The sequence below is a fragment of the Gracilimonas sp. genome, assembly GCF_031581265.1.
Taxonomy (GTDB): Bacteria; Bacteroidota; Rhodothermia; order Balneolales; family Balneolaceae; genus Gracilimonas.
This window is the reverse complement of sequence record NZ_JAVLBQ010000037.1, coordinates 1-24,671: the sequence shown is the minus strand read 5'-3', so window position 1 is coordinate 24,671 and position 24,671 is coordinate 1. Positions and strand designations below refer to the sequence as shown.

Annotated in this window: 24 protein-coding genes; 12 read left to right on the top strand and 12 right to left on the bottom strand. The window is 41.0% G+C overall.

All coding sequences use genetic code 11. From position 1 onward, the window contains the following. Position 1 precedes the first annotated feature (1 nt). Positions 2-250, bottom strand: coding sequence for a hypothetical protein (locus RI561_RS11805; RefSeq protein ID WP_395080449.1), 249 nt, complete (start codon positions 248-250; stop codon positions 2-4). A gap of 174 nt (positions 251-424) precedes the next feature. Between RI561_RS11805 and RI561_RS11800 the strand changes: the two genes are divergently transcribed. The 4 genes from RI561_RS11800 to mazG all read left to right on the top strand — a co-directional run bounded on the left by RI561_RS11800 (position 425) and on the right by mazG (position 5,019). Further along, a complete protein-coding gene (locus tag RI561_RS11800) occupies positions 425-1,021 on the top strand; it encodes a Maf family protein (RefSeq protein WP_395080448.1) in 597 nt (198 codons plus the stop codon). Further along, positions 1,021-2,910: a tetratricopeptide repeat protein gene (locus tag RI561_RS11795; RefSeq protein ID WP_395080447.1), complete on the top strand. Its 1,890-nt coding sequence runs from the start codon at positions 1,021-1,023 to the stop codon at positions 2,908-2,910. Before RI561_RS11800 ends, RI561_RS11795 begins: the two co-directional genes overlap by 1 nt. A gap of 1 nt (position 2,911) precedes the next feature. After that, positions 2,912-4,180 (top strand): asparagine synthetase B, encoded by a 1,269-nt coding sequence (locus tag RI561_RS11790; protein ID WP_395080446.1) that lies wholly within the window; start codon positions 2,912-2,914, stop codon positions 4,178-4,180. Between the two features lie 77 nt (positions 4,181-4,257). Beyond that, positions 4,258-5,019 (top strand): nucleoside triphosphate pyrophosphohydrolase, encoded by a 762-nt coding sequence (mazG, locus tag RI561_RS11785; protein WP_395080445.1) that lies wholly within the window; start codon positions 4,258-4,260, stop codon positions 5,017-5,019. 99 nt (positions 5,020-5,118) lie between these two features. Here mazG and RI561_RS11780 read toward each other — a convergent pair whose 3' ends face one another. After that, positions 5,119-5,730, bottom strand: a complete 612-nt coding sequence (locus RI561_RS11780; protein WP_395080444.1) for a hypothetical protein — start codon at positions 5,728-5,730, stop codon at positions 5,119-5,121. 106 nt (positions 5,731-5,836) lie between these two features. Then, entirely contained in the window at positions 5,837-6,328 is a 492-nt protein-coding gene (locus tag RI561_RS11775) for a DUF2306 domain-containing protein (RefSeq protein ID WP_395080443.1), read from the bottom strand. A gap of 295 nt (positions 6,329-6,623) precedes the next feature. On the opposite strand from RI561_RS11775, the gene RI561_RS11770 reads away from it, so the two are divergent. Together RI561_RS11770 and RI561_RS11765 are read left to right on the top strand one after the other, a co-directional pair. After that, complete coding sequence (locus RI561_RS11770; protein ID WP_395080442.1) at positions 6,624-7,793, top strand: citrate/2-methylcitrate synthase; 1,170 nt, start codon at positions 6,624-6,626, stop codon at positions 7,791-7,793. 172 nt (positions 7,794-7,965) lie between these two features. Next, positions 7,966-8,715: a class I SAM-dependent methyltransferase gene (locus tag RI561_RS11765; RefSeq protein WP_395080441.1), complete on the top strand. Its 750-nt coding sequence runs from the start codon at positions 7,966-7,968 to the stop codon at positions 8,713-8,715. 237 nt (positions 8,716-8,952) lie between these two features. On the opposite strand, the gene RI561_RS11760 is transcribed toward RI561_RS11765, so the two are convergent. Next, positions 8,953-9,321, bottom strand: coding sequence for a hypothetical protein (locus tag RI561_RS11760; protein ID WP_395080440.1), 369 nt, complete (start codon positions 9,319-9,321; stop codon positions 8,953-8,955). Between the two features lie 179 nt (positions 9,322-9,500). Here RI561_RS11760 and RI561_RS11755 point away from each other — a divergent pair, with 179 nt between their 5' ends. Next, positions 9,501-9,752, top strand: a complete 252-nt coding sequence (locus RI561_RS11755) for a type II toxin-antitoxin system ParD family antitoxin (protein WP_395080439.1) — start codon at positions 9,501-9,503, stop codon at positions 9,750-9,752. After that, a complete protein-coding gene (locus RI561_RS11750; protein ID WP_395080438.1) occupies positions 9,745-10,044 on the top strand; it encodes a type II toxin-antitoxin system RelE/ParE family toxin in 300 nt (99 codons plus the stop codon). Before RI561_RS11755 ends, RI561_RS11750 begins: the two co-directional genes overlap by 8 nt. A 14-nt stretch (positions 10,045-10,058) precedes the next feature. On the opposite strand, the gene leuS is transcribed toward RI561_RS11750, so the two are convergent. Then, positions 10,059-12,632: a leucine--tRNA ligase gene (gene leuS / locus RI561_RS11745; protein ID WP_395080437.1), complete on the bottom strand. Its 2,574-nt coding sequence runs from the start codon at positions 12,630-12,632 to the stop codon at positions 10,059-10,061. Positions 12,633-13,075: 443 nt separating this feature from the next. On the opposite strand from leuS, the gene RI561_RS11740 reads away from it, so the two are divergent. Beyond that, positions 13,076-14,773, top strand: coding sequence for a DUF885 family protein (locus RI561_RS11740; protein ID WP_395080436.1), 1,698 nt, complete (start codon positions 13,076-13,078; stop codon positions 14,771-14,773). Between the two features lie 6 nt (positions 14,774-14,779). Here RI561_RS11740 and RI561_RS11735 read toward each other — a convergent pair whose 3' ends face one another. The 4 genes from RI561_RS11735 to RI561_RS11720 all read right to left on the bottom strand — a co-directional run bounded on the left by RI561_RS11735 (position 14,780) and on the right by RI561_RS11720 (position 18,669). Then, the gene (locus RI561_RS11735) at positions 14,780-15,475 is read right to left on the bottom strand and encodes an RsmE family RNA methyltransferase (RefSeq protein WP_395080435.1); all 696 of its coding nucleotides are present in this window, start codon (positions 15,473-15,475) and stop codon (positions 14,780-14,782) included. A gap of 81 nt (positions 15,476-15,556) precedes the next feature. Further along, a complete protein-coding gene (locus RI561_RS11730; RefSeq protein ID WP_395080434.1) occupies positions 15,557-15,781 on the bottom strand; it encodes a hypothetical protein in 225 nt (74 codons plus the stop codon). Next, complete coding sequence (locus RI561_RS11725) at positions 15,778-16,992, bottom strand: 2'-deoxycytidine 5'-triphosphate deaminase (RefSeq protein ID WP_395080433.1); 1,215 nt, start codon at positions 16,990-16,992, stop codon at positions 15,778-15,780. The genes RI561_RS11730 and RI561_RS11725 overlap by 4 nt, the downstream gene beginning before the upstream one ends. A 540-nt stretch (positions 16,993-17,532) precedes the next feature. Further along, a complete protein-coding gene (locus RI561_RS11720; protein WP_395080432.1) occupies positions 17,533-18,669 on the bottom strand; it encodes a 6-bladed beta-propeller in 1,137 nt (378 codons plus the stop codon). Positions 18,670-18,914: 245 nt separating this feature from the next. On the opposite strand from RI561_RS11720, the gene RI561_RS11715 reads away from it, so the two are divergent. Beyond that, a complete protein-coding gene (locus tag RI561_RS11715; RefSeq protein ID WP_395080431.1) occupies positions 18,915-19,142 on the top strand; it encodes a hypothetical protein in 228 nt (75 codons plus the stop codon). A 42-nt stretch (positions 19,143-19,184) separates the two neighbouring features. Here RI561_RS11715 and RI561_RS11710 read toward each other — a convergent pair whose 3' ends face one another. From RI561_RS11710 to RI561_RS11700, 3 genes are all read right to left on the bottom strand, one after another. Further along, positions 19,185-20,003, bottom strand: a complete 819-nt coding sequence (locus tag RI561_RS11710; RefSeq protein ID WP_395080430.1) for a nitrilase-related carbon-nitrogen hydrolase — start codon at positions 20,001-20,003, stop codon at positions 19,185-19,187. Between the two features lie 268 nt (positions 20,004-20,271). Next, complete coding sequence (locus RI561_RS11705) at positions 20,272-20,487, bottom strand: DUF3824 domain-containing protein (RefSeq protein ID WP_395080429.1); 216 nt, start codon at positions 20,485-20,487, stop codon at positions 20,272-20,274. 1,039 nt (positions 20,488-21,526) lie between these two features. Then, positions 21,527-21,820 carry an HU family DNA-binding protein gene (locus RI561_RS11700; protein ID WP_395080428.1) on the bottom strand — a complete coding sequence of 98 codons (294 nt, stop codon included), beginning with the start codon at positions 21,818-21,820 and terminating at the stop codon, positions 21,527-21,529. 471 nt (positions 21,821-22,291) lie between these two features. Here RI561_RS11700 and RI561_RS11695 point away from each other — a divergent pair, with 471 nt between their 5' ends. Then, on the top strand, positions 22,292-23,926 hold the full coding sequence (locus tag RI561_RS11695) for an alanine/glycine:cation symporter family protein (protein ID WP_395080427.1): 1,635 nt from the start codon (positions 22,292-22,294) through the stop codon (positions 23,924-23,926). A gap of 15 nt (positions 23,927-23,941) precedes the next feature. Beyond that, the gene (gene upp, locus RI561_RS11690) at positions 23,942-24,568 is read left to right on the top strand and encodes a uracil phosphoribosyltransferase (protein WP_395080426.1); all 627 of its coding nucleotides are present in this window, start codon (positions 23,942-23,944) and stop codon (positions 24,566-24,568) included. Positions 24,569-24,671: the final 103 nt, after the last annotated feature.

The window sequence follows — 24,671 nt, the reverse complement described above, 5'->3', positions numbered from 1 at the left end:
ATTAATGCGATGCTTTGTTATCTTCCTCATCCCGGTCATGTTTCATGATCGCAAAGATAACCAAAACATACCCCGTCATAATTACGATGGGTGCTATAAATAACGATATAAACCCTTCTACCTGATTATCCAAATACATGGCGGTGAACCCGGCAACAATCAAAAAAATTGCAATCCCGATCATCTTATAATTATAAGCTGAAAAAAACATCGGGTTTTGATTTGCAGTATTACGTTTTTGTTTTGCCATGTTATTTTATCTACTGTTTATACTATTTATTAAAGTCTTTCTTAAAAAGCTTTGCAAAATCAGGAGTTTTGTTCAAATTCACTAATGTGCAGAGATTAGGCAGAACAACGGTTTTGCTAAGCCTTCTCAAAGTTATTTAATTATCTGTTAAACCCAAAAGCTCAAAAAACATCTATGAGCAAAATCATCTTGGCTTCGGCAAGCCCCAGAAGAAAAAAATTACTTAAACAAATTGGTCTTTCATTTGACGTATTTCCAAGTAATGCAGAGGAAATAAGTTCACAAGAAGACCCTGCAAAATTGGTTGAAGAACTTGCATTATTAAAAGCCCGTGATGTATCCTCACAGTTTACTAACGCATTTATTATTGGGGCCGATACCATTGTTGTACACAATCAGCAAATTTTGGGTAAACCCAATAACAAAACCGAAGCAGCTGAAATATTGCGATCTCTTGGCGGAACTATCCACTCTGTGTATACAGGAGTGGCTTTTGTTAAAGTTGATAAAAATGGAAATAATGAGCTGGAGCATTCTTTTCATGAGCAAACAAAAGTTACCTTTAGCACGTTAGAAGAAAGTGAAATCCAAGCTTATATTGAAACCGGTAATCCAATGGATAAAGCAGGTGCCTATGGAATTCAAGACGACTTAGGAGCATTATTTGTGGAAGGAATTGAAGGTGATTTCTATAATGTTGTAGGGTTACCACTGAATCGGTTTTACAAGGAATTCAAGAATAAAATGCCTCAAACGGAGCTACTATCATAATGAAGAAGAATTTTAAGAGATTTTTATTTAGCACTCTTTTATTTACAATGCTTGGAAGTTCGTTACTGTTGGCTCAAAATAACTCGCAATACCAGCTTGCAGAGCGTTTTATGCAACAACAGGAATACCAGGAAGCCCTCCCTATTCTGCAAGAACTACATGAGAATAATCCGGAAAATTTTACTTTTGCAAACCGACTTATTGACTGTTCTATACAGCTTAAACAATATGATGAGGCATTGACTATTGCAGAAAAGTTTAAGGAAAATGAAAACGTTAGAGGTCAGGTAAATATCCGAATTGGAGAGTTATATCATTACAAAGGAGAAGAAGACCAAGCGTTAGAAATCTGGAAAAGTAATCTAACGGCACATTCCAATCAGCTCCAACTATACGTCAATACTGCTCAAACAATGATAAATCGAAGAGAGTATATGGAGGCCGTTGAAATCTATAAAAAAGCCCGAAACAGCTTTAATAATCAACAAATATTTTTTAGCGATATTGCCAATGCATATATGCAGGCCGGTGAATATGAACTCGCTATTAACGAATGGCTTGCTTTGCTGCAAGATAACCCCAACCAGATATCGTATATACAGCGGAGCTTATTGAGATATAATGATCCCATTTTATATGATATCACCATTGTAGAACTCAACGACCGACTTTCTGAAATGTCGGTTAATAACGAATTGTATCAAACGTATTACCAACTGCAATCATGGTTATTACTCGAGAATAACCTTTTCAGAAGAGCCCTTGCCGCAGCCAAGGAATTTGAAAACCGTACCGAAAATTTCAACTATTCCCTGTTTAACATTGGGCAGAAACTTGTCAATAACAATGAATTTGAACTTGCTGTAGAAGCATTTTCCTATTACTCTGGTCAAACTGATGGGGAAGTGAAATGGAGGAGCTTTGAAGAACTTGCTGATACCTATTCTACTTGGGCCAAATTTATTGATGACTATAATCTCGATTTTACTAATCGCCGTGATAGCCTATATCGCCTTGCAACCGAAAAGCTTGACGCTATCGAAAATGAAACCACCACTTACAGCCGGATGAACAACGTTCATTTAAAGAGAGCGGAACTTGCCCTGGATTATGTATTTGACCTTGAAAAAGCTGAAAGTTCCCTTGAGAAACTCAAAAGCCTGGTTCAAGAGGAAGATACTCCCGAAGTCCCTTATTTAGAAGGACGAATTCACTTAGCCAAAAAAGAATTTTCACAAGCCCGTATTTTCCTCACCCGGTCAAACAAGCAGGCTGAAATTGGAGAAATTGCTGAAAAAACCCGCTATTTTCTCGCTCTTACTGATTTTTACGCCGGTGATTTTGAGTTTTCTACCATCCAGCTAAAAACGCTTGGCAGAAATAATACTTCCTACTATGCGAATGATGCATTAGAACTACGACTTTGGCTGCAAGACGGACAATCAGTTGACACAACGGGACAAAACCTCACCAAATTTGCAGAGGCTGTTTTCAAGTTCAACAATGGCGAGCCTAAGGAAAGTGCCCAAATGTTTTCGGAAATAACAGATGATCCGAGTTTCGTTACTTTGAAAGATGATGCTATTCTTTACCTTGCCAAATCGACTGAAATATCCCCTAAAGAAAAATTCATCAAGATCAGTAATTTCTTGAGTTCAGGTACTCCTTCTCCTATTCGGGAAAAACTTATGTGGGAGCAGGCAAAGCTATCCGAACAACTGGACAAGGTAGCACAACTGGAGAACTGCTCCGAAAATGAAGAGTGTCTTGAAACTACCCCACAATCAACACGAGAAATTTATGAAGAGCTAATCCTTAGCTATCCACAAGGATTTTATGCACCCTATGCACGAGAACGATTAAACAATCTATCAAATCCAACTTCCTGATATGTTCAAGAGATCAATCATTATTGCCCTTTTTTCGATCATTTCACTTTCATCCCTTCATGCTCAACAGCATGTTTTAATTCCTATGGATGCCTCACAAACCAACCATTTAAAAGCGTATGGGGTGATATTTAATCATCTTGTTGACGGGCATACCGGCCAATGGCTTTTAAATTATCGAGGAGGTAGTTTCCTGGCGCAAGTCGAAAATGATATCATCCGCAAAAGCAGGCTTCGAAACGTGAGTATGAAAACCATGAGTGCCTCCCAGGCGCAGCAAATTGTAGCTCAGGTTGAAAGCAATAGCAGTAACACAGCGGTTATAAACTTGGAAAAGGCCCCAGAAATAGCCGTTTACACTCCCGATCAAGCACTTCCATGGGACGATGCTGTTACACTCGCTCTAACCTATGCGGAAGTAGAGTACGATAAAATTTGGGATGTAGAAGTTTTGGAAGGAAAATTGGATGAATACGATTGGCTCCACCTTCACCATGAAGATTTTACCGGCCAATATGGAAAATTTTGGTACAGGTATAGAAATATGCCCTGGTATATAGACCAAGTTAAACAGATGGAAGCTATGGCAGATGAACTCGGTTTTTCTTCCGTAAGTGAGCAGAAAAAGGAAGTTGCCCGCACCATAAAACGATATGTTGGAAATGGAGGTTTTTTGTTTGCCATGTGTTCCGGTACCGACACCTTCGATATTGCACTTGCTGCAGAAGGCGTTGACATTGCTCCCGAACAATTTGATGGTGATCCGGCTGATCCGAATGCGCAGGAAAAGCTGGATTTCAGCAAAACTTTTGCATTCGAAGATTTTGAGATCAAGCTCAACCCCTCAGAGTATGAACATGCCAATATTGATGTTTCCCCAAGCTTAAATCAAGTGGATCAATCACTGGATTTCTTCACCTTGTTTGATTTTTCCGCAAAATGGGATCCCGTCCCAACCATGCTTACCCAAAATCACGTGAGCAGTGTACGTGGTTTCTATGGACAAACAACTGCTTTTCATAAAGACAAAGTGAAATCTTCTGTCGTTATTCTTGGAGAGTCTCCAGGAAGAGAGCAAGTCAAATATCTTCATGGTAATTACGGTCAGGGCACCTTCACCTTTTATGCCGGTCACGATCCAGAAGATTACACCCATCGTGTTAATGATCCACCCACAGATTTGGAACTTCACCCCAACAGTCCCGGCTACCGCTTAATTCTAAATAACATTCTGTTCCCTGCAGCTGAAAAGAAAAAGAAAAAAACGTAGGTAATGGTAAATGGGTGAATTTTAAATATTAAATTATTGATCTATTAATCATTAAAAATTTAACCTCTAAAATTAGAATGAAGCCAAGCCGAAAGTTTGAAGATCTTGTAGAACTTGTAAAGATACTTCGAAAAGAATGTCCCTGGGACCGTAAGCAAACGCATGAATCCATCAAAGACAACCTGATTGAGGAGGCCTATGAGGCCATTGAGGCACTCGACAACCAAGACTTCGATGAATTCGAGAAAGAACTGGGGGATTTACTTCTGCATGTGGTCTTTCACTCTCGCATGGCTACCGAAACCGAGACCTTTGATATCGGAAACGTCATTTATACCCTCATGGAAAAACTCATCCGTCGGCACCCACATGTTTTTGGGGATGAAGTAGCAGAGGGTGAAAAAAAAGTTTCCGAAAACTGGGAAAATATCAAGCTCAAAGAAGGCAAGAAATCTACGCTGGATGGATTGCCGGCTCGACTTCCTGCTCTTATCCGGGCCCAGCGTATGCAGGAAAAAGCAGCCAACGTAGGCTTCGACTGGCCGGAGTGGAAATTAGCTTGGGAGAAATTGGATGAGGAGCTACAGGAATTTAGGCAAGCCCTTGAAAATGGAAACCAAGATGAGCTATCGGATGAATTTGGGGATGTCTTATTCTCACTCGTGAATGTGAGCCGTTATTTTGATTTGAATGCAGAAGACAGCCTTCGAAAAACGAACACAAAGTTCGAACAGCGCTTCCGGCATATTGAGAAAAGGCTCAAAGAAAAAGGAAAAACCCTTAAAGAATCAAACCTCGAAGAAATGGATTTATATTGGAATGAGGCTAAGGATTTGTGAATGGTGATTTATGATTTTTGATTTTTTTGCCTCATTCCGAATATCCCGTTCGGAATGCCTGCAGGAACCTCTGGTTCCCTGAAAAGAAACAGGATTAAATCAATTCAGGCTGTATGAAAATCCGGCTGAAAGTGTGGGCATTGACCAATCAGGCAAGTCATTATTTTGAAATTTATAAAAAGCAGACTGCCAGCTCAGGTATACCTTTGCGCGGTTGGTCAGAAAGGATGAAACTTTTACCTTTGCCAATCCCCCAATATTGAATTCCCGATATTCTCTCTCAGGATAAGTGAAATCAGGATCATTAAAGAATCTCAGCTCATAATTCAACCCGGTTAAAAAAGAGAAGTAGAAATCATGGAAAACAGTGATTCGGTTTCTTACTCCTATTTCCGTAGTAAGAGAAATAGCAGCCTGCTCGTTAACTGAACAACCTTGACATGTGTATAATTGAGAATAATGATCACTTTTTAAGGCTTCCGTCCAGTAACGGAGTTTAGATTCACCGATCACAGCTAAACCATTTTCTGCTTTCGCCGGAACCACTAGAAAAGTAACACCTGTCTCGATCCCAGGAATTCTCCCATCATATCTAAGATCGGTATTTTGATTACTGATAAATGAAATTCCTCCAGTGATGGATTCCAGGTGTTGAGCCTGAGCATCGAAAGAAAATAGAACTGCAAGAACTAAGACAAAAAGTTTTTTCATTCCCGAAATGTATATTGATTTCAGATTTCAGATTTCAGATTTCAGATAAAGTAACTGATTAGATAGAGTTAAATAAACCTAAATCTTTTTTCTGAAATTTCCAGTATTAGTGCTCATACTTACCGAGCATCTTCACTTTTTTCTTTTTTATAAAATACGCGCCAATTCCTACTGTGATAACAGTGGCACTGCCAACTAACAACCAAAAGCCTGTCATTCCCACAAAACTGAAAAACTTCATGAAGGTTTCGGACCAGAATGCTGCATACAACCCAACCACCGACCAATTCATAAATTCGTAGTGATACTCCAACCAGGAATCTTCTGGCTTTTTCAAAAAAGCGGGAATAAACCCTCCAATAACCGTTGCAAGACTGAACAGTGCAAAAACATGAAAGGGTCCGAAAAATTCGAATAAATCATAAATGGTCAGCGCAGAAATATTCAGCCCAAACATGCAAAAAACATAGCAATACCCGATTATTTTGTGTTTTCTGTCCCCTTTCTTCAAAAGAATTATCATTGCCCCCAATACCATAGACAATATAGCAAACAGAAAATGAATGAGGCCTATTGTAGCAAATTGGTATGAATCCATGAAGCTATCGTTTTGTTTGAATACAATTACGTTAGCATTTTTCACTTGTTACAAATGGAATAATACGCTGTTTAATTATTCTTCATCATTTCTTCAAACCAATTCATTTAATTACTATTGTTTTAAAGAATTTGACTTAAAATTGTGCATCGGTTTTAGTATATTCGGTGCCCTTCTCAACAAGAGAACAGGAAACCATTTACCGGCTTCAAACGCTTTGGAATTGAAATTCATTAACAGCGTTAAGTTGGCTCTTTTCGAGTAATTTATCATTAACAAAAAATTTGGAGAAAAAATGTCAGAAGGCATTCACACAGGCTTTGACGAGCAACAATATCCTCACATTAACAGAGGCCTTGACGGTATCGTAGCTTTTTCTACAACCAAGAGTTTTATTGACGGACAGAAAGGTGAGCTAATCTACTCAGGGTATCTGATTGATACCCTTGCTGAGAACGCCACTTTTGAAGAAGTCTGTTTTCTACTATGGAATGATCGCCTCCCAAATGCAGAGGAATTGGATAGTCTAAAGAAATTGCTAATCGAGAATCGGGAATTGCCTGAAGCCGTACTTGATTATATCAAAGCAACGGATAAAAATGCCGAGCCTATGGCTGTGCTCAGAACTGCAGTTTCAATGCTTGCCGATTTTGATGATACCAAAGGTAAATTTGATGAGACTCTTTTCGAGGGACAAGCTATTGCTATAACAGCTAAAATTCCTACCATCATTGCCGCTTTTGATCGTGTTCGTCACGGTAAAGAAATTGTATCTCCCCTGAAAGAAGAAAGTACCGCTTTCAACTTCCTTTACATGCTGAATGGTGAAAAGCCCGGTGAGCAGGCGGAGAAGACTATGGATCTTTGCCTGATCCTGCACGCCGAGCACGGAATGAATGCCTCCACCTTTACCTGCCGAACAATATGCGCCACCCAATCTGATATGTTTTCTGCAGTAACCGGTGCTATTGGCGCCTTAAAAGGACCTCTGCACGGTGGTGCAAATACAGCGGTAATGAATACCCTTCTTGACCTGGATAAAGATCCAGATACAGCAGATGCTGTTGAATTCACTAAGAAGAAATTAGCTAACAAAGAAAAAATTTCCGGGTTTGGTCACCGTGTGTATAAAACTTTTGACCCTCGTGCCCGATTGCTTCAGAAAATGTCCAAAGATCTTTCCGAGGAAACCGGACATCAGCAATTATATGAATGGTCTATGGATATGCTGAACACCATGAAAAGCGAGAAGGACATCGATCCTAACGTAGATTTCTTTTCAGCTACTGTTTATTACTCCATCGGAATTCAGCCTGACTTATACACTTGTATTTTTACGATGAGCCGTGTATCCGGCTGGACCGGCCACTTTATGGAACAGGCCGCTAACAACCGTCTGATCCGTCCACGTGCCCTTTACGTCGGCGAAAAAGGCCTTGATTGGGTACCGGTTGAAGAGCGGTAAAGGTCATTATTTTTAAACATAGATTAAGCGGATTAAATGATTACACAGAAAATAGATTACGCGTAATCCTGAAATCAGGTTAATCCGCGATTCCACCTTATTAACTCGCTCCGATGCTCCGCGTCGGAGCGTTTTTTATATCCTTTATTCGTTGTGATTAATATTCTAAAATATGACTGATATAGAATTGCTCATAGACTTCCACAAAGAAGCAGACCGGCAAGGGCCGGGAAGTTCTGAAGAAACCTTAAAGGCATTAAGGTTCATACAAAGCAAAAAGAACAAACCTATAAAGATTGCAGATATTGGATGTGGAACCGGGGCTCAAACCATTACCCTCGCTGAAAATATTGAGGGAGAGATTACAGCAGTCGACCTGTTTCCTGAATTCCTGGAAAAACTGGAAGCCAAATTAAAGGAGCTGGAACTGGATCATAAAATCAAGACACTTAAAGCTGATATGGCGAACCTCCCTCTTCAGGAAAATGAGTTTGATGTGATTTGGTCAGAAGGTGCTATTTATTTCATGGGGTTCGAAGAAGGCATCAAACAATGGAAGAAGTTTCTAAAACCCGGTGGCTACCTGGCAGTTAGTGAAATCACTTGGCTAACAGAATCCAAGCCTAAGGAAATTGAAGATCACTGGAACAAGGAATATCCTGAAATTGATACGGCTTCTAATAAAATTAAACAGTTAGAAAAGGACGGATATTCTCCGCTTGCCTATTTTGCCATACCCGAGAGTTGCTGGATTGAGAATTATTACCAGCCCATGCAAGCACGTTTTAATGCCTTTCTCGATAAACATAATCACTCTGAAATGGCCAAAAACTTAGTGGAAATGGAAAAGGCTGAGATTCGTATGTATAAGAAATACAAAAAGTATATTAGCTGCGGATTTTATATTGCTAAAAAAGTTTAATTCAAAAAAGAAGCACCCTCTTGGGTGCTTCTTTATATAATTCTTACTATTTCTTGTTTCTCATCTTATCAATCACAATAGGAATAGCAAAAAATGAAAATGCTATAATCGTGACGATGATCGAAAATAAATCAACTTCCATCGTAGTATAATTTTGTAGTTAATGATGCTCACTCTTGCTAAGGAATAAATATTTGAGGCTGTGGTCATATCAAAATGACCGGATAAGATGGAACCTCAGAAATGGCAATGGTGAGGGTAAATAAGTTCTCGAAAAGTCAGGCTTCTTTTAATAATCTCTGCATTGACTAAACATGCTCTCCTCTTTTGTTTTGCTTTTTCTTCCTCTGCCCTGTACCGAAACTCCTCTTCATTAGAATGACTTTCCGAAAATTGTGGTGAAAGTCGGTTTGAGTGATGAATAATAGTTTCGGTCGGAGCCGAAACATTCAACAGATAAGCAGAAGAGCGAGGAAATGATTCAGAATCATTCTTATGTACTGGCTGAATTTCTGCTTCGGGGAGATTTGTTATCGAACCGGAAAAGCCCATCAGGCCTTGCCCAAATGACAAAGAAAACAGCAATAAAATGAGTATAGATTTCAAATTCCTCATACGTATATAATAGCAAAAGCAGTGCCACTTAAAAAGTTTATGCCAAGATGGTCTGTTATATATTTATCAAAATATTTTCCATAGCTACCTTACAAATATCTATGCATTCTATTAGCGTTTCAGGAATTGAATTTTATACCAATTTTTGGTAATTAGAAAAGAAAAACATTATGAGTAAGAATACATCTATATCACTTGGAAATTATTTTGAACAGTTCATCCGTAAACAAGTTTCGGATGGTCGGTATAAGAATGTGAGTGAGGTTGTGCGTGCCGGTCTTAGGCTGCTTGAACAAGAAGAAAACAAAGCAGAAGTCTTAAAGAGAGCAATTCAGGAGGGCGTTGACAGCGGAATTGCTCATGATTTTAATCCTCAAAAAAACCTGAAAGAATTAAAAAACAAAATAAAAGTGAATGGCTGAGTTTCATTTAACTAATAAGGCTGTTCAGGATCTGAAAGAAATTTGGGTTTATACTTTTAAGGAATGGGATGAAGAACAGGCTGATGAATACTATCACATACTGCTGGAAGGATGTCAAGATGCCGCTGATAATCCCCTTTTGGGAAAAAATTATGAATCTATTATAAATGGCTTGTTCGGTCTTAATGTAATCAAACACATTATTTTCTACCGGGTTTTTGAGCCTCAAAAAGTTGAAATCATCCGCATTTTACACGAGAAAATGGACCTGAAGCAAAAAATGACTAAGTAAAAAACCAACCTCTTCTACTTAACCACCAAATTCACAATTTTACCCGGCACGAAGATTTCTTTTATTAATTCACCTTCTTCCAGGTACTTGGCTACGTTTTCTTCTTCTTTGGCTAAGCCCAGTACATATTCTTTGTCCTTAGCTTTGTCAGCATCCACAAAAAGCTCTCCACGCATTTTTCCATTTACTTGAATCGGATACATTATTTCATCCGCTTTGAGGTATTCTTCGTTGAACTCAGGCCATTTGGCATAAGCAATGGATTCTTCCTCACCCAACATTCTCCACATTTCCTCGGTGATATGCGGTGCAAATGGATTCAGAATCTGCACAAATTCCTTTGCTACCGAAAGCGGTATCTCTTTCCAACTGTTGGCTTCATTTACAAAGATCATCAGGGCCGAAATTCCGGTGTTGAATCGAAGTCCTTCAATATCTTCGGTTACTTTTTTGATCGCTTCGTGTAGAGGTTTGAGGTGTTCCTTTGTTGCTTCAATATCCTTCACTTTGTCAGAAATCTCACCGGAATCTTCATCTACCAACAAACGCCAAACACGATTCAGGAATCGGTTCACCCCTTCAACCCCTTTGGTGCTCCAGGGTTTAACCTGCTCCAACGGTCCCATAAACATCTCGTACAACCGCAGGGAGTCGGCACCATACTGTTCAATGATGTTATCCGGGTTAATCACGTTTCCGCGACTCTTGGACATTTTGTGCGCCCGGGCTTCTACTTTGGTGTCCGTTCCTTTTACTACGAAACCTTCTCCCCTTTTCTCAACCTGATCGTCGGAAAGCTTCTCCCCATCCGGATCGGTATATTCCATTTCTCCCAAAATCATCCCCTGATTTACCAGTTTCTGAAATGGTTCTTTGGTGGAAACGACTCCAATATCATAAAGTACTTTGTGCCAGAATCGGGCATACAACAAGTGAAGTACGGCATGTTCCGCTCCTCCCACATACAGATCAACCGGCATCCAGTATTTTTCGTAATCAGGATCAACAGGACCTCCATCAAATTCCGGGCTGATATAACGCAGGTAATACCAGCAGGAACCCGCCCATTGCGGCATAGTGTTGGTCTCACGCTTGGCTGGTTTTCCGGTTTCGGGATCGGTGGTGTTTACCCAATCTTCGGCATTAGCCAAAGGTGGCTCGCCATCTCCGGTGGGTTGATATTTGTCTACTTCGGGAAGTGTTACCGGCAATTCAGACTCGGGCAATGCCTTGTGTTCACCATCCACATGGATAATTGGAAACGGTTCACCCCAGTAACGCTGACGGGAAAACAACCAATCGCGTAATTTATAGTTTACAGACTTTTTCCCTGCCCCTTTCTCTTCCAGCCAGGTTATAATTTTTTTCTTGGCTTCCTTGATTTTTAGCCCATTGAGGAAGTCACTGTTTATCGCAGGACCTTCCCCTGTGTATGCTTTCCCTTCAAAATCTTGAGGCGGTTCTACAGTACGAACGATCTCCAGGTCAAATTTCTCTGCAAACTCCCAGTCGCGCTCATCCTGTCCGGGAACCGCCATGATAGCCCCCGTTCCGTAACTCGCCAACACATAATCAGCCACCCAAATCGGAATCTTTTTCCCATTAGCCGGATTGAAGGCATATGCACCGGTGAATGCCCCGGTTTTCTCTTTCGAAAGTTCCTGTCGCTCCAGGTCTGATTTCTTGGCAGCTTCTTCTTTATAATTTGAAATAGCTTCCTGCTGTTCATCCGTGGTAATTTTTTCCACTAAATGATGCTCAGGAGCAAGAACCATGTAGGTGGCCCCAAAAATAGTATCTGGTCGCGTTGTGAAAACCTTAATTTTTAAGGGCAATTCTTCATCTTGAAGAGATTTAAAGGCCTGCATGTTTTCTGATAAATCAATCTCAAAATCAACCTCAGCCCCGATAGACTTTCCAATCCAGTTTCGCTGCATTTCCTTTAGCGACTCAGGCCAGTCCAGTTCTTCCAAATCTTGTAATAACTCTTCGGCATATTCCGTGATCTTTAAAACCCACTGTCGCATAGGCTTGCGAATTACGGGATACCCGCCCACTTCACTTTTGCCGTCAATAACTTCCTCATTGGCCAATACGGTTCCCAACTCAGGACACCAGTTCACGGCCACTTCATCTTCATAGGCCAATCCCTTTTTATACAACTGAAGGAAAATCCATTGCGTCCACTTATAGTAATCCGGGTCGGTAGTGTTTACCTCACGATCCCAGTCATAACTGAAACCGATGGCCTGAAGCTGCTCACGAAATTTATTCACATTCTTTTCAGTCGTGATGCGGGGATGAGTCCCGGTTTTAACGGCATATTGTTCGGCAGGAAGTCCAAAGGCATCCCAGCCTATTGGATGCAGCACGTTGAATCCATTCATACGCTTGTAGCGAGCGATGATATCCGTGGCGGTATAACCTTCCGGGTGACCAACATGCAATCCCGACCCACTGGGATACGGAAACATATCGAGCACATAATATTTGGGTTTATCAGTATCGGTGGGCGTTTTGAAGGTTTTATTTGCGAGCCAGTGCTTTTGCCATTTCGACTCGATTTTATCCGGATTGTAGGAATGCATTAATTGTGCTTTGGATTCTAAATTTTTCGGAATTCTAAAGATAAGCCTTTATCGAGACCATTGAAATGGTTTTTCTAAATCATTCCATCCTAAAAATCTCATTACTTATGGTGCAGAAGGTTGAGTATATATTTTTTGTTTTTTGAACCGTGATTAGAAGGATTTTTGGATTACTGAGATTCTAATGCTTGAACTTATTGTTGTGAGTTCTTTTGAAATCTAAGCTTCTTACTCTATAACTACTTCTCCCTTGCCACTAAGGTACAAGGTCACAAAGAATCACTAAGGAGTTTTTGGGTAATGTGATTTTCGGTTTTTGGAATCTTATTACTTAGGGCCTATGTGGCCTTTCACTTTTATTCAAATAATCCTTTACAATTTCCCTATACCAATTCTGCTAAAAAATGCTTTTTATAGCCTTGTCCATTAATCAATAAACTGATATGCGCTCATTCTTTACCATCCTGATTTTTTCGCTGTTAACATTTTCTGTATCAGCTCAATCTATTGCTGACATGATTACCACCTACCGGGCCGACTATGGAGCTCTTGATCGCAAGTATCCCGTTCAGCCTTCCGAGGAATATTTTGATCGCTTTGATCGATTCTATGTTACCTGGCTTCAAGAGTTGGATGAGCTAAACTTTTCTGAATTGCCTCATTCTCAGCAAGTAGATTACCTGCTGTTTAAAAATGAGCTTCAGCGCTCTGCTTATTTCCTGGATGCTGATCGGGATCGATATAATGCCATTGACCAGTTTCTACCTGCCACTTCAGAAATCATGAGCTTTATCAATCAGCGCAGAGTTGGTGATTCCATGGACGGAAAAGTAGTTGCTTCTTGGTTCAACGATTGGAATTCAGCAGTGCACACCAAGAAAGAAGAGTTGGAAGCCTATGGACTTTTGAGTAAAAGAGATGCCGCCTACCTGGCCGATTCCATTGAAGAATTAAAGGATGCTGTCGAAGAAGCCTATGGTTTTTATTACGGCTACGACCCTGATTTCACTTGGTGGGTTGAAGAGCCTTTTAAGACTCTGAATTCCTCTCTCGAAGAATATGCAGAAATGGCTCAGGCCCATTTTGACGGTGAAGAAGAATCTGTGGATGAAAGTGGCATCGTAGGTAACCCCATCGGCAATGATGAAATTATACGTCTGCTTGAGTTTGAAATGATCTCCTACTCGCCCCAGGAATTAATTGACATCGCCAATGAGCAGTACGAATGGACGTACAATGAAATGCTGAAGGCTTCCCGTGAATTGGGTTATGGCGACAACTGGAAGGAAGCCCTCGAATATGTTAAGACTACCCACGTCCCTGCCGGAGAGCAACCACCTTTGGTTAAAGATCTGGCTGAAGAAGCCGTTACTTTCTTGGAACAACGTGATTTGGTGACCATCCCTGATCTCGCGAAAGAAACTTGGCGAATGGTGATGTTAAGTCCTGAGTGGCAAAAAATTGCCCCGTTCTTTTTAGGGGGTGAAACCGTTCGAATTGCATATCCTACCAATACCATGTCTCAAGAAGAGAAAATGATGAGTATGCGAGGGAATAACCCTCATTTTTCGAAAGCAGTGGTTCACCATGAACTGATTCCCGGACATCATTTGCAACAGTTTATGAATCAGCGATATGAGACACACCGACGCATGTTCGGCACCCCTTTCTGGACGGAAGGCTGGGCACTGTATTGGGAATTTGTACTTTGGGGAAAAGACTTCCCTAACAATCCGGAAGACAAAATTGGAATGCTGTACTGGAGAATGCACCGTGCCGCCCGCATCGTCTTTTCGTTGAATTATCACCTTGGCAACTGGACCCCACAGCAGTGCATTGATTATTTAGTGGATAAGGTTGGTCATGAGTATGCCAATGCCGAAGCCGAAGTTCGTCGTTCGTTTGAAGGCAATTATGGTCCGCTTTACCAAATGGCGTATATGGTAGGTGCCATGCAATTTTATTCCCTGCGAATGGAATTGGTTGATTCAGGTCAAATGACTGAAAAAGAATTCCATGATACCATCCTGCAAAACAACAGCATTCCGGTAGCTATGGTAAAGGCTTTAATAACCGAACAAAATCTCAACCCTGATTTTAAATCAGAATGGAAGTTCGGGGATTATATTGAGGGGATGTAAGGTTTATCAGCTTTCAAATAAATATTGAGAAAGCATAGATATGACTGCTGTTTCTGCTCTCAACCTGTTTTCTCCTAATGACATAAACTCAGATTTTCTCTGATTCACCAACTCTAACTCTCGCTCCGAGAATCCACCTTCAGGACCTATAAGCATCAAATTCTGATCGTTTGATAATGGGCTTGGTCTGTTAATTTCTGCCTGAACATGAGCCACGATAAGGTGATGTTCAGGGTATTGTTCCAAAACCTTTTCCATTGAAGCCATCACCTTTACTTCAGGTAACCATTTTCTCTTGGATTGCTTAAAAGCACTCAGTGCTATCGATTGCAACCGGTCTTCATTAATCTTTGATCGCTCGGAGTGATCGGCATTGAATACGCATATTTCCCAGGCCCCCAGCTCCACAGCTTTCTCAACAGCAAACTCCAGTCGGTCTCTTTTTTTAATGGCTCCGAAGGCTAAGACTTTCTTGATCTCAGGTTCAGCTACTGATTCCGTGTTCTTGATTTCAGCGAAGAGCGATTTTTTAGTGATTGAGATGATCTCCGTTTGATATACATTTCCTCTTCCATCAGCAGCATAGAGTTCGTCACCGACATCAAAACGTAATACTTTACTGGCATGACGAGCTTCCTGATCAACAAGCTCTAATTTGTTGCCGATAATATTTTGGGGGTGGGTGTAGAATATGTTGTCCATAGATCAGCTTGTGTTGTTAACCGCAGAGTACGAAGAGGGTTCGCAAAGCACGCAAAATTTAATCTTCATAACGTACCTTCTTCATTTTGATTCAGTATTTTTATAGAAAGCGCCGGGTTCGAATTCGGTTTCTCCGGTTTTCAGCATCATTTCTACATAAGGGATACAAAGTCCGCAGCTGCAACTGCAATATTTTTCGGATTGAAGTTCTTCTACCGAGGTGAAACCCTGCTGTTCTGCATATTCTTTGATCTCCTCAAAATCCCTGTCGTGACAAATACATTTGCTAACCAAATATCGACTCATGGTTGCTTAAAGTGTTTGCCCAGTTTCAGATCTTGTCCCTGGTAATTGCTTTCAATTTCATCGCCATATACAAAATCGGGACGCTCGGCATTGGGTTCGAACTGCATGCTGAACATCGTTTGCCCATCTTCGATCATAAAAGGCACATCATGCGAACGGACTTCCAGCACGGCACGGGCTCCTTTGTCTTCAATAGATCCGCCAAAACCGCTGTCAAAAAAGCCGGCATAGTGCGTTCTTAGTTCTCCGGAACCGGTATCGTAAGCAATCATTTCACAGGCAAGATGAGCCGGCACCCGAATGCGCTCTTTGGAAGCAAAAATATAAAAGGCTTCCGGTTCTAAAATGAGGCGGTCTTTATGCTGAGCGTATATGGGTTCCCAGAATTCGTCCACCTCATAATGGCCAATATTTTCGAGATCAATATAATTGTTATGTTTTTTGGCTTTATAGCCAATGATTTCCCCCTCTCCTCCTTTCAGATTTACACTCATAAACAACCCTTGATTTACCTTAATCTTTTCCATGGATACCGGTTTTCGGTCTTCATTGAAAAGCAGCGGATCGGCCCCATGAACGCGCAATAAATCCTGATCTTTGAGCACCTCAAATCCATGTCGCACCCGCAATTGATTTAGTCTTTGACCTGTTTTCACTTTTATGGAAAATGATTTGGGAACCACTTCAAGATACAATTTCCCTTTATAACCGGGATTGATTTCCTCGAAACGATGAGAGTAGTCTGTAATGACCCGGGTAAATACATCCAGCCGACCCGTAGAACTTTTGGGATTGGCTTTGGCCGATAAATTTTCTTCAGTCCCAAGGTTGACTTCTGTTTCTTCCGCATCTCCATTAAACAAGCCTTTTTGCACGGTGTGATTGGAAGGCGGCAACTCCAGGCTTTCCAGTAGTGGAATGATGTACACACAATTTTGCTCCAGCACAGCCCCATCTTTGATTGAAAAAGAATACTGTTCCAGCTGATCAATTTTATCATGAACCGTATCATTTTCGGGCAGGAAACTGCATCGTACTCGGTAGGCTTTGGTTCCTAATCTCAGATCAATGGAATTGGGCTGAAATTGATTTTCTTCGATCGGGTAATCCGGATTGGCTTTTATGATCCCCAGTTTATGGAGCATTTTCAATTTCTGAACCGGTAAAATTCCTTTGGTGCGAAGTTGTACTTCTTTAATAGTTTCGGGCATGATGAATTTCGGGCTTGTTTTCATGAGAAGATAAACAGCCTCATCGAATATTCAATATTGAATAGCGGAATATTGAATATCGAGGGTTTTTTGCTTTTTCAATTACAGAATGGAACCCCGACACTAAGGTGTACGGGACAGGCGCAGGTGACGCAGATACTGCAGATGGTAACTCGATATAGATCATTGAATTCGGCCTTAGAAAAAAGAGCGTAAAGAAGGTGATGGAATGAAGCGTTAAGAAATAAATCATACCGCATGGCACCTGAATTACAAGTAAGCCTTGAAATGGAGCATTGATTTATTTTAGCGGAATGGAGTCAGCTTTAGCTCTTTTTTCGTAGTCGGGAGTTTTTGGTTCTTTTGTCGGTACAAAAGAACCAAGAAATTAAATACTGGCAATAATTTATCTAAGGCATAATAAAAGCCAAATTCCGCGACTATCCGCCCAATCCGTGTAATCCGTTCCTGTCCCGTACACCTTAGTGTCGGGGTTCTATTCATTACTTACAAATTGTACAGACTGAGGTTATTAGAATCTTAGTTCCATTCTGAAATAACAATTTCCGGACCGTTCTCTGTTTCTCGTTGAAGAAAAACACGGTCTCCTTTTGCATTTTGGAAGGCATGCCCTTCGGGTAAACTTAGCCTTGCTATAGCTTCGCCATCAAGATTAAACACCAGCCAATCTGAAGTCATGTCCTCTTCCGGGAAAATCTTCACCCATATTCTATTGTCAACGTCCGCTTTTATATTTCTTATCACCGGCCTTTGATCTGGCATATTTGAGAGCACCATACTCTTAAAACGATTTGGATCTTCAGCATTCTTATATCTTTCATCATGAATTGATTCTTTTTCTTCTGCCGATAGAATTCTTCGTGTATCGGGAAGATTAATTACCTGTTCAACCTCACCGGACCTACCATAAAGTTGAATTGATGGTTCATTATTAAGCCCATGAACTACATACCCATCCAGCTCAGCATAATATCCGCGCTCATAGAAGGGAACATTAATAACATATCTATCTTCGGTGAACTCATAACTATAGGTAAGTGAAGTTTCACTAAAAGTTGTATCTCTTTTAAAAGCTGCTGAATAAGGCACTATAATCAATTCCAATGGTCTTGGATTAGCCTGAGACATCATACCAAAGTACAAGTAAATCGCTGAATAAGTATCATTTTCATTGGTTACAAAGCTCCTCAGCATTGCAGCCGGATGATCCGGCAGCATCACGTATTCAAAATCAGAGATTGATACACGGTTTAGGCTTCCCTCTTCAAGCACATAGCTTGTAATTCGAGAACTCCTTCCATCCACAATTTTCAGAGTGTCGTTTTTCAAAATAAAATCTGAAATGCCTTCAAACTCGCCCGGACCGCGACCTTCCCCACCGTAACTTGCAATAAATGTATTTGATGAGTCAAAATGATGAAGACGCAGAGTTTGACCATCTGCAATGACAAATGAGCCATCCGACATTGGAACAACAAAAGCCGGCCTTGCTAAAAACTGATTCTCATCTATGTCCAAAATTGCATCAACCTCCTCTAAACTATTTTCTTTAGGATAATTGAAACCATTCTGGCTCCCCGTTTTTTCTTCCGATGAACAAGAGAATAAAAGAAATGTGAGTAACAAAATTAGTGCAACTGAAAGTTTTCTCATCATAATAGGTTAATTAATTACTAATTAAATAGTAATCATAATTAGTGAGAAACTCGAGTACTTATAAAAACTGAATCAACAGATGATCTTGCCCTTCCTACGATCATCTGCCCAATCCGTGTTATCTGTATTATATTCCTTAGCAGCCCACCGAATGGACCGCAGATGAGGCGGATGCTGCGGATGAACTCGGATATAATTGAATATAGATTAATGTATTCGGCCTTAGAAAAAAGAGCGTAAAGAAGGTGCCGAAATGGAGCTTTAAGAAAGAAATCAAACCGCAAGGTACTAAAACTACAGGCAAGCCCAGTTATGGAGCATTGATTTCTTTTAGTGGAATGAAGGCAGCTTTAGCTCTTTTTTCGCAGCCGGGAGCTTTTGGTTCTTTTGTCGGCACAAAAGAACAAAGAGATTCAATTCCAGCAATCAATTATCAATGGTATGATAAAAGCCAAATTCCGCGACTATCCTGATAACCCGTGTTATCCGCAATCTATTCCTTAGCTGATATTAAATTATTCTATCCAATCCTTATACAACTCCGGCCGGCGATCTCGTAGAAACAACCGTTTGGCATGAGAGGTTTCTACCGCTTCAAGGTCAACGTCACAATCGAGAATTTCCTCGTTTCCTGTTCCTGCCTTGGCTATAACCTCGCCTTCAGGATTACAAACAAACGATTCCCCCGCAAAAGTCAGTCTCGGTTCCTCTCCCACCCGATTACATAAAGCCGTAAAATATCCGTTTTGAAAGGCGGCCGTTCTTACTTCGGCTTCATACAAGCCTTCCGGCCACTCCCCCACAGAACCTGCCTGGGGTATAAACACGATCTCAGCGCCGGCAATGGCTAAAGCCCGCATATATTCCGGGTAATGCCTGTCGTAGCAGATAGCCACTCCTACTTTCCCAAATGGCGTATTGTAGACCGGAGCACCTGTATTTCCCTGTGTATAATAATCCTGTTCATAGAAACAGGCATAATCGGTTATATGAACCATTCGGGTAGTCCCCAAAATACTTCCATCGGTATTTATAACCGGGGAGCTATCGTATAAATTATCCCCGTCTTTTTCATACAAATTCAATACGATAACCACCTCATATTCTTTGGCAATTTCAGAAAATGCATCCGTGATGGGGCTGGGAATTGTTTCTGCTTTCTTTTCAGGTTGATCTGGATTTTGGTATTGGGGATAGAAAGGCTCGAATGCCAACTCCGCAAAGCAAATGATCTTGGCTCCAGATTCCGCAGCTTCTTTCGCAGCTTTGAGACCGCGTTCTACATTTTGATTTTTATCATCGGAACAGGATTGCTGGATGAGAGCTATTTTCATTTGAAAAGAAGTTTAAAGATTTTATTTGTTTGTCACTCTGAGCAGAACAAAAATAGTATAAACCTGAGTTAGGTTATAGAGCACATTTGATCAATTTTGTAGCACTCAGGACCACTGCCTCAATTCAAAATTACATCAAACAAAACTTAAAAAGAAAAGCAAACCCCAGAATAACCCAACATTCATTTCTCACATCCAAAATCTCATCTTTACCCCAACACATCACCCCAAATTCAAATACTGAAAGCTGAAGTATGACCGCTAATACCTACACATCCACTTCGTCCATTGCTTCCGCCTCAGCTTTTTTGCGATCGCGAAGTTTTTTGATCGCATATCCACCACCTGCGGCAGCAAGTAAACTAAGTCCGCCATCTATCGGGGCTTGATCAGGGGACGTTGGTAAACTCGGTTGAGCCAACAAATAATTTGAAAGTAAAAGCACAAAAACAATAGTAAGAGAGATATAGATCAGTGTTTTCATAGTAAACAATGTTAAGTGTTGAATGCTAAATCTTAAATGGCTTCCTCATTTAAGATTTAGCTTTAATAAATTTAAAATTACTTAATGAGTGTCATTTGGCGGGTTAAAACTTGTCCGGCTTTTTTATAATCAATGTTTTAACCGGTATTCTTATAGGATAGATTTTGAAGTAGTAAGCACTTCTCATCTTCTACTCAAGAAGCATAGCATAATCAATTTCATAAATATTAAGCAAATATGCATCAAAGTTAGGTGACTTATCAGCAGCTGATACCATAAATCTTTCGGAGTTGCATGAAAGTTCCTAGAAATTGCCTACGTTCTGTGAACCTATGTATGCTAGCAGATTTATGAATTAAAAAAAGTAATGAGGGCTGAAGTAGCTAAGACCTGAATAAGGTACTAAATTAGTTACTATGTTTGAACGCAAAAGTCAATTTAGCCCACACAAACAAAGCCGGCTGATAGAACATTTTGTAGCAGGAACAACGTCCTGTGCAGCCTCGGAGTTGATCGGTGTTCAAGTAACACCGCTATGCGGTTTTTTATGAGACTACGTCAATTCATTGGAAGTAAACTACCGAGCTATGAATTATCTGGAGAAGCGGAAGCCGAGGCAAGCGTCATATGCGCAAAATTAACGGCATTAAAGCAGAAAATTTTACTGGTTTTTAAAGGAGTGTGAATAGCGCTTCAATGGAGGCAACCATGCAGAGCTCCTAAAAAAATTAAAATCATGGTATAAACATACCAAACATTATCCCTTAGCTACTTCAGCCCTAAAGTAAAGATGTCCAGAAGGAAAAAATCCAACCCATAAAAAAGGCTCCAAAATTCGGAGCCTAAATTCTTAATGAAGAAATTTATTTTTTTTTCTTGTGCCTGTTTTTTCTCAGTCGCTTTTTACGTTTGTGCTTCGCAATTTTTGAGCGCTTTCTTTTCTTACCACTCGGCATAAATACTCACCTACTGTGTTTTAAAATAAATTAGTGTTGTTAAAACGGAAATAAAAATAAGAAGAATTGCTCCGTTTTCTAAATCATTTTTCAGCCATCTGTGACTCATTCACAGCTTCTTTGAAATCTTTAGACATCTTTAGCACCGGCACAAACTGCTCAGGCACAATTACTTCTTCATTTGTTTTGGGGTTTCGGGCCACCCGCTGAGCTCTTTTGACAACTTTAAAACTTCCAAACCCACGGAGCTCAATATTTTCGCCTCTTTTCATGGCGTCAATAACTGTTTCCATGAACCCGTTTACTACTGCCTCAGTTTCAACTTTTGTTAGCCCAACTGATGATGATATTACATCTACAATGTCAGCTTTTGTCATGAATCTATTTTTTACTTAATGATTTGAGAGTTTCAGAAATACTATCATAAAAACAACGCATTTATAAAATCGTTCACTGTATTTTAAATTTATACGGTTGCAACGCAGGCTTTTACAAAATTTTCAATTTATATTGAAAATTGGAGCTTCACCCGCACTTATTTTTTTTACTCCTCTTTTTTAAACCATTAATTATACCATGACCCCTATCTGAATAATGTTGCAAGCATTTATTTTCCTTTGTATCAACTCCTTAAATGGTCGCTCCTTTCGAATCCCCCTTATTCCTTTTTTAAACTTTCGCTTCACACCAACCTATGAGACAGATATTAATGAGTTCTTTCTTCCAGGCACGGTTATTTTTATCCACACTCCGAAAAACAACTTCCTGCATTGTAATTCTTATTATTCCCAAATGTTTTTTACTTTCTTCCTGCTTCAATCCATTACCTTAATCTAAAAAATTGATTCATGGAAGTATTTGAGAATGTCGTTAACTGGCTGAACAACCTCGTTTGGTCTACACCAGAACAATTTCCAATTATGGTGGTTGTGCTACTGGGATTTGGAATATTTATCACCTTGAGGCTTGGTTTTGTACAAATTCGTCGCTTTGCACATGGTGTCAAATCAGTAATGGGTATTTACGACAACCCTGATGACACCGGAGATGTAAATCACTTTCAGGCTTTAACAACCGCTCTCTCAGCCACCGTAGGAATTGGTAATATTGCTGGTGTTGCAATCGCTATACATTATGGAGGTCCCGGTGCACTTTTCTGGATGTGGGTAACTGCCTTTTTCGGAATGGCTATCAAGTACACCGAATGTACGCTCGCCGTTAAACACCGAATCCAGAATGCAGATGGCTCCGTCTCAGGTGGACCTATGTATTATATTGAAAAAGGACTCGGTCCCAACTGGAAATGGCTGGCCGTCTTTTTTGCCTCAATGGCAGTAATTTGTTCCTTCCTTACTGGTAATGCCGTCCAAGCTAACACTGTAGCTGACACCATGTACAGCTCGTTCCAAATCCCAAGCTGGATCTCTGGATTGGTCACCGCTGGGTTTGTTGGTGTGGTCATTGTGGGTGGAATCAAGCGAATTGGTCAGGTTACGGCCCGACTCATGCCGCTTATGGCCGTCATCTATATTTTGGGCGCTTTGGTCATATTGATCATGAATCCCGGATCCATTCTGCCCTCTTTTCAAACTATTTTTGTAACGGCTTTTACCCCTGAAGCCGGATTATTTGGTGTGGGTTCCGGAATCTTTCTAACCACTCTGGTTTGGGGAATCAAGCGAGGTCTCTTTTCGAATGAAGCAGGTCAGGGTTCTGCCCCCATTGCTCACGGTGCTGCCAAAACGGAAGAGCCGGTTCGTGAAGGTGTGGTTGCACTGCTGGAGCCTTTTATTGACACGATCGTAGTTTGTACTATGACGGGTCTTGTGATCGTAAGTACGAATGTTTGGCAAGAGCGCCACGAGATGGTTTATGAGCCACAGAACAGCAACAACACCGTTGAGATTACGGATGGCAGCAACACGCTAATCATAGAAGATGGAGTTCCTGTAAATGGAACCGTACTTCGAAATGATTTTGAAACAGGTGAATTTTATGAAGAAACCGGAAAACAAACTCCTTTCTCAGGTACTTTGAATATCGAAACGGGCGTCTTCACCGATGAAAGCGGAACTGCTGTAGCCACTGTCTATACAAGTATTATCGAAAATGGTGCCCCTCTTACATCACTGGCTTATGAAAAAGGACTCGCCCCTCTCATACCCTGGGGGAAACACATTGTCACCATTTGTGTGCTCTTATTTGGTGTGTCCACCGCTATCAGCTGGAGTTATTATGGAGATCGGGCGATACAGTATTTAGCTGGCGATAATGCCATCCTGCCCTATAAAGTGGTGTACCTCATCATGCATTTCTTTGGGGCTATATTCCCGCTTGCCACCGTCTGGGCCATTGGTGATATCGCGCTTGGTCTGATGACCTTCCCGAATATCATTGCCTTGTTTGCCCTTTCAGGATCTGTAGCTGTGGCCAGCAAGAAATATTTTGACAAAATGGAAACCTGGGATGCCGATAACGCTTAATTCCTCATTCATATCATGAAAGAAGTCATTGAAGTTCAACATCCGGTCGTAAAAAGATATCTGAGTATCCTTCGGGATAAAAACACAGAAACTGCACCTTTCCGTAGGGCGATGGGAACGATCGGAACCGTGCTGGCTTACCGAGCCCTCGAGAATCTGCCGCTGCGGGAAACTGAGGTAGAAACACCTATTCAGAAAACGACGGGTTATAAACCATCTGCTGAGGTATTTGTGATCCCGATCCTCCGTGCAGGACTTAGTTTAGTGGATGGAATTATTAGCTTCATGCCGGATGCCAAAGTGGGACATATTGGGGTGTACCGGGATGAAGAAACGCATGAGCCGGTCAACTACTACCATAATTTTCCAGGTGGACTGACTGGCGCGTACACATTGGTAGTCGATCCGATGCTGGCAACCGGGGGAACGGGCTCTCATGCCATCAATTTCCTGAAAGAAAACGGCGCGGATAATATTCGGTTTGTCTCTCTGATCTCAGCGCCCGAGGGAATAAAGCGTATTCACGATGACCACCCGGATGTACCCATCATAACCGCCGCGATCGATGAGAAGCTAAATGACGATGCTTTTATCGTCCCCGGCCTCGGCGACGCCGGCGACCGGTATTTTGGTACTCTGTAGTAACTCAATAGTAACAATGGAATGAAACGCGGATGACTCGGATTGCGCGGAACACCACGGATTGTTTTGTGGACGGGGCTTTTCCAATACCCTCTAACATCAA

Coding starts and splice junctions, on each gene's coding strand:
- RI561_RS11700 (WP_395080428.1), bottom strand. CDS start 21,820: ATGACAAAAGCTGACATTGTAGATGTAATATCATCATCAGTTGGGCTA.
- RI561_RS11740 (WP_395080436.1), top strand. CDS start 13,076: ATGCGCTCATTCTTTACCATCCTGATTTTTTCGCTGTTAACATTTTCT.
- RI561_RS11725 (WP_395080433.1), bottom strand. CDS start 16,992: ATGCCCGAAACTATTAAAGAAGTACAACTTCGCACCAAAGGAATTTTA.
- RI561_RS11720 (WP_395080432.1), bottom strand. CDS start 18,669: ATGATGAGAAAACTTTCAGTTGCACTAATTTTGTTACTCACATTTCTT.
- RI561_RS11775 (WP_395080443.1), bottom strand. CDS start 6,328: ATGGATTCATACCAATTTGCTACAATAGGCCTCATTCATTTTCTGTTT.
- RI561_RS11750 (WP_395080438.1), top strand. CDS start 9,745: ATGGCTGAGTTTCATTTAACTAATAAGGCTGTTCAGGATCTGAAAGAA.
- leuS (WP_395080437.1), bottom strand. CDS start 12,632: ATGCATTCCTACAATCCGGATAAAATCGAGTCGAAATGGCAAAAGCAC.
- RI561_RS11790 (WP_395080446.1), top strand. CDS start 2,912: ATGTTCAAGAGATCAATCATTATTGCCCTTTTTTCGATCATTTCACTT.
- RI561_RS11780 (WP_395080444.1), bottom strand. CDS start 5,730: ATGAAAAAACTTTTTGTCTTAGTTCTTGCAGTTCTATTTTCTTTCGAT.
- RI561_RS11705 (WP_395080429.1), bottom strand. CDS start 20,487: ATGAAAACACTGATCTATATCTCTCTTACTATTGTTTTTGTGCTTTTA.
- RI561_RS11805 (WP_395080449.1), bottom strand. CDS start 250: ATGGCAAAACAAAAACGTAATACTGCAAATCAAAACCCGATGTTTTTT.
- RI561_RS11765 (WP_395080441.1), top strand. CDS start 7,966: ATGACTGATATAGAATTGCTCATAGACTTCCACAAAGAAGCAGACCGG.
- RI561_RS11800 (WP_395080448.1), top strand. CDS start 425: ATGAGCAAAATCATCTTGGCTTCGGCAAGCCCCAGAAGAAAAAAATTA.
- RI561_RS11710 (WP_395080430.1), bottom strand. CDS start 20,003: ATGAAAATAGCTCTCATCCAGCAATCCTGTTCCGATGATAAAAATCAA.
- mazG (WP_395080445.1), top strand. CDS start 4,258: ATGAAGCCAAGCCGAAAGTTTGAAGATCTTGTAGAACTTGTAAAGATA.
- RI561_RS11770 (WP_395080442.1), top strand. CDS start 6,624: ATGTCAGAAGGCATTCACACAGGCTTTGACGAGCAACAATATCCTCAC.
- RI561_RS11730 (WP_395080434.1), bottom strand. CDS start 15,781: ATGAGTCGATATTTGGTTAGCAAATGTATTTGTCACGACAGGGATTTT.
- upp (WP_395080426.1), top strand. CDS start 23,942: ATGAAAGAAGTCATTGAAGTTCAACATCCGGTCGTAAAAAGATATCTG.
- RI561_RS11755 (WP_395080439.1), top strand. CDS start 9,501: ATGAGTAAGAATACATCTATATCACTTGGAAATTATTTTGAACAGTTC.
- RI561_RS11795 (WP_395080447.1), top strand. CDS start 1,021: ATGAAGAAGAATTTTAAGAGATTTTTATTTAGCACTCTTTTATTTACA.
- RI561_RS11695 (WP_395080427.1), top strand. CDS start 22,292: ATGGAAGTATTTGAGAATGTCGTTAACTGGCTGAACAACCTCGTTTGG.
- RI561_RS11735 (WP_395080435.1), bottom strand. CDS start 15,475: ATGGACAACATATTCTACACCCACCCCCAAAATATTATCGGCAACAAA.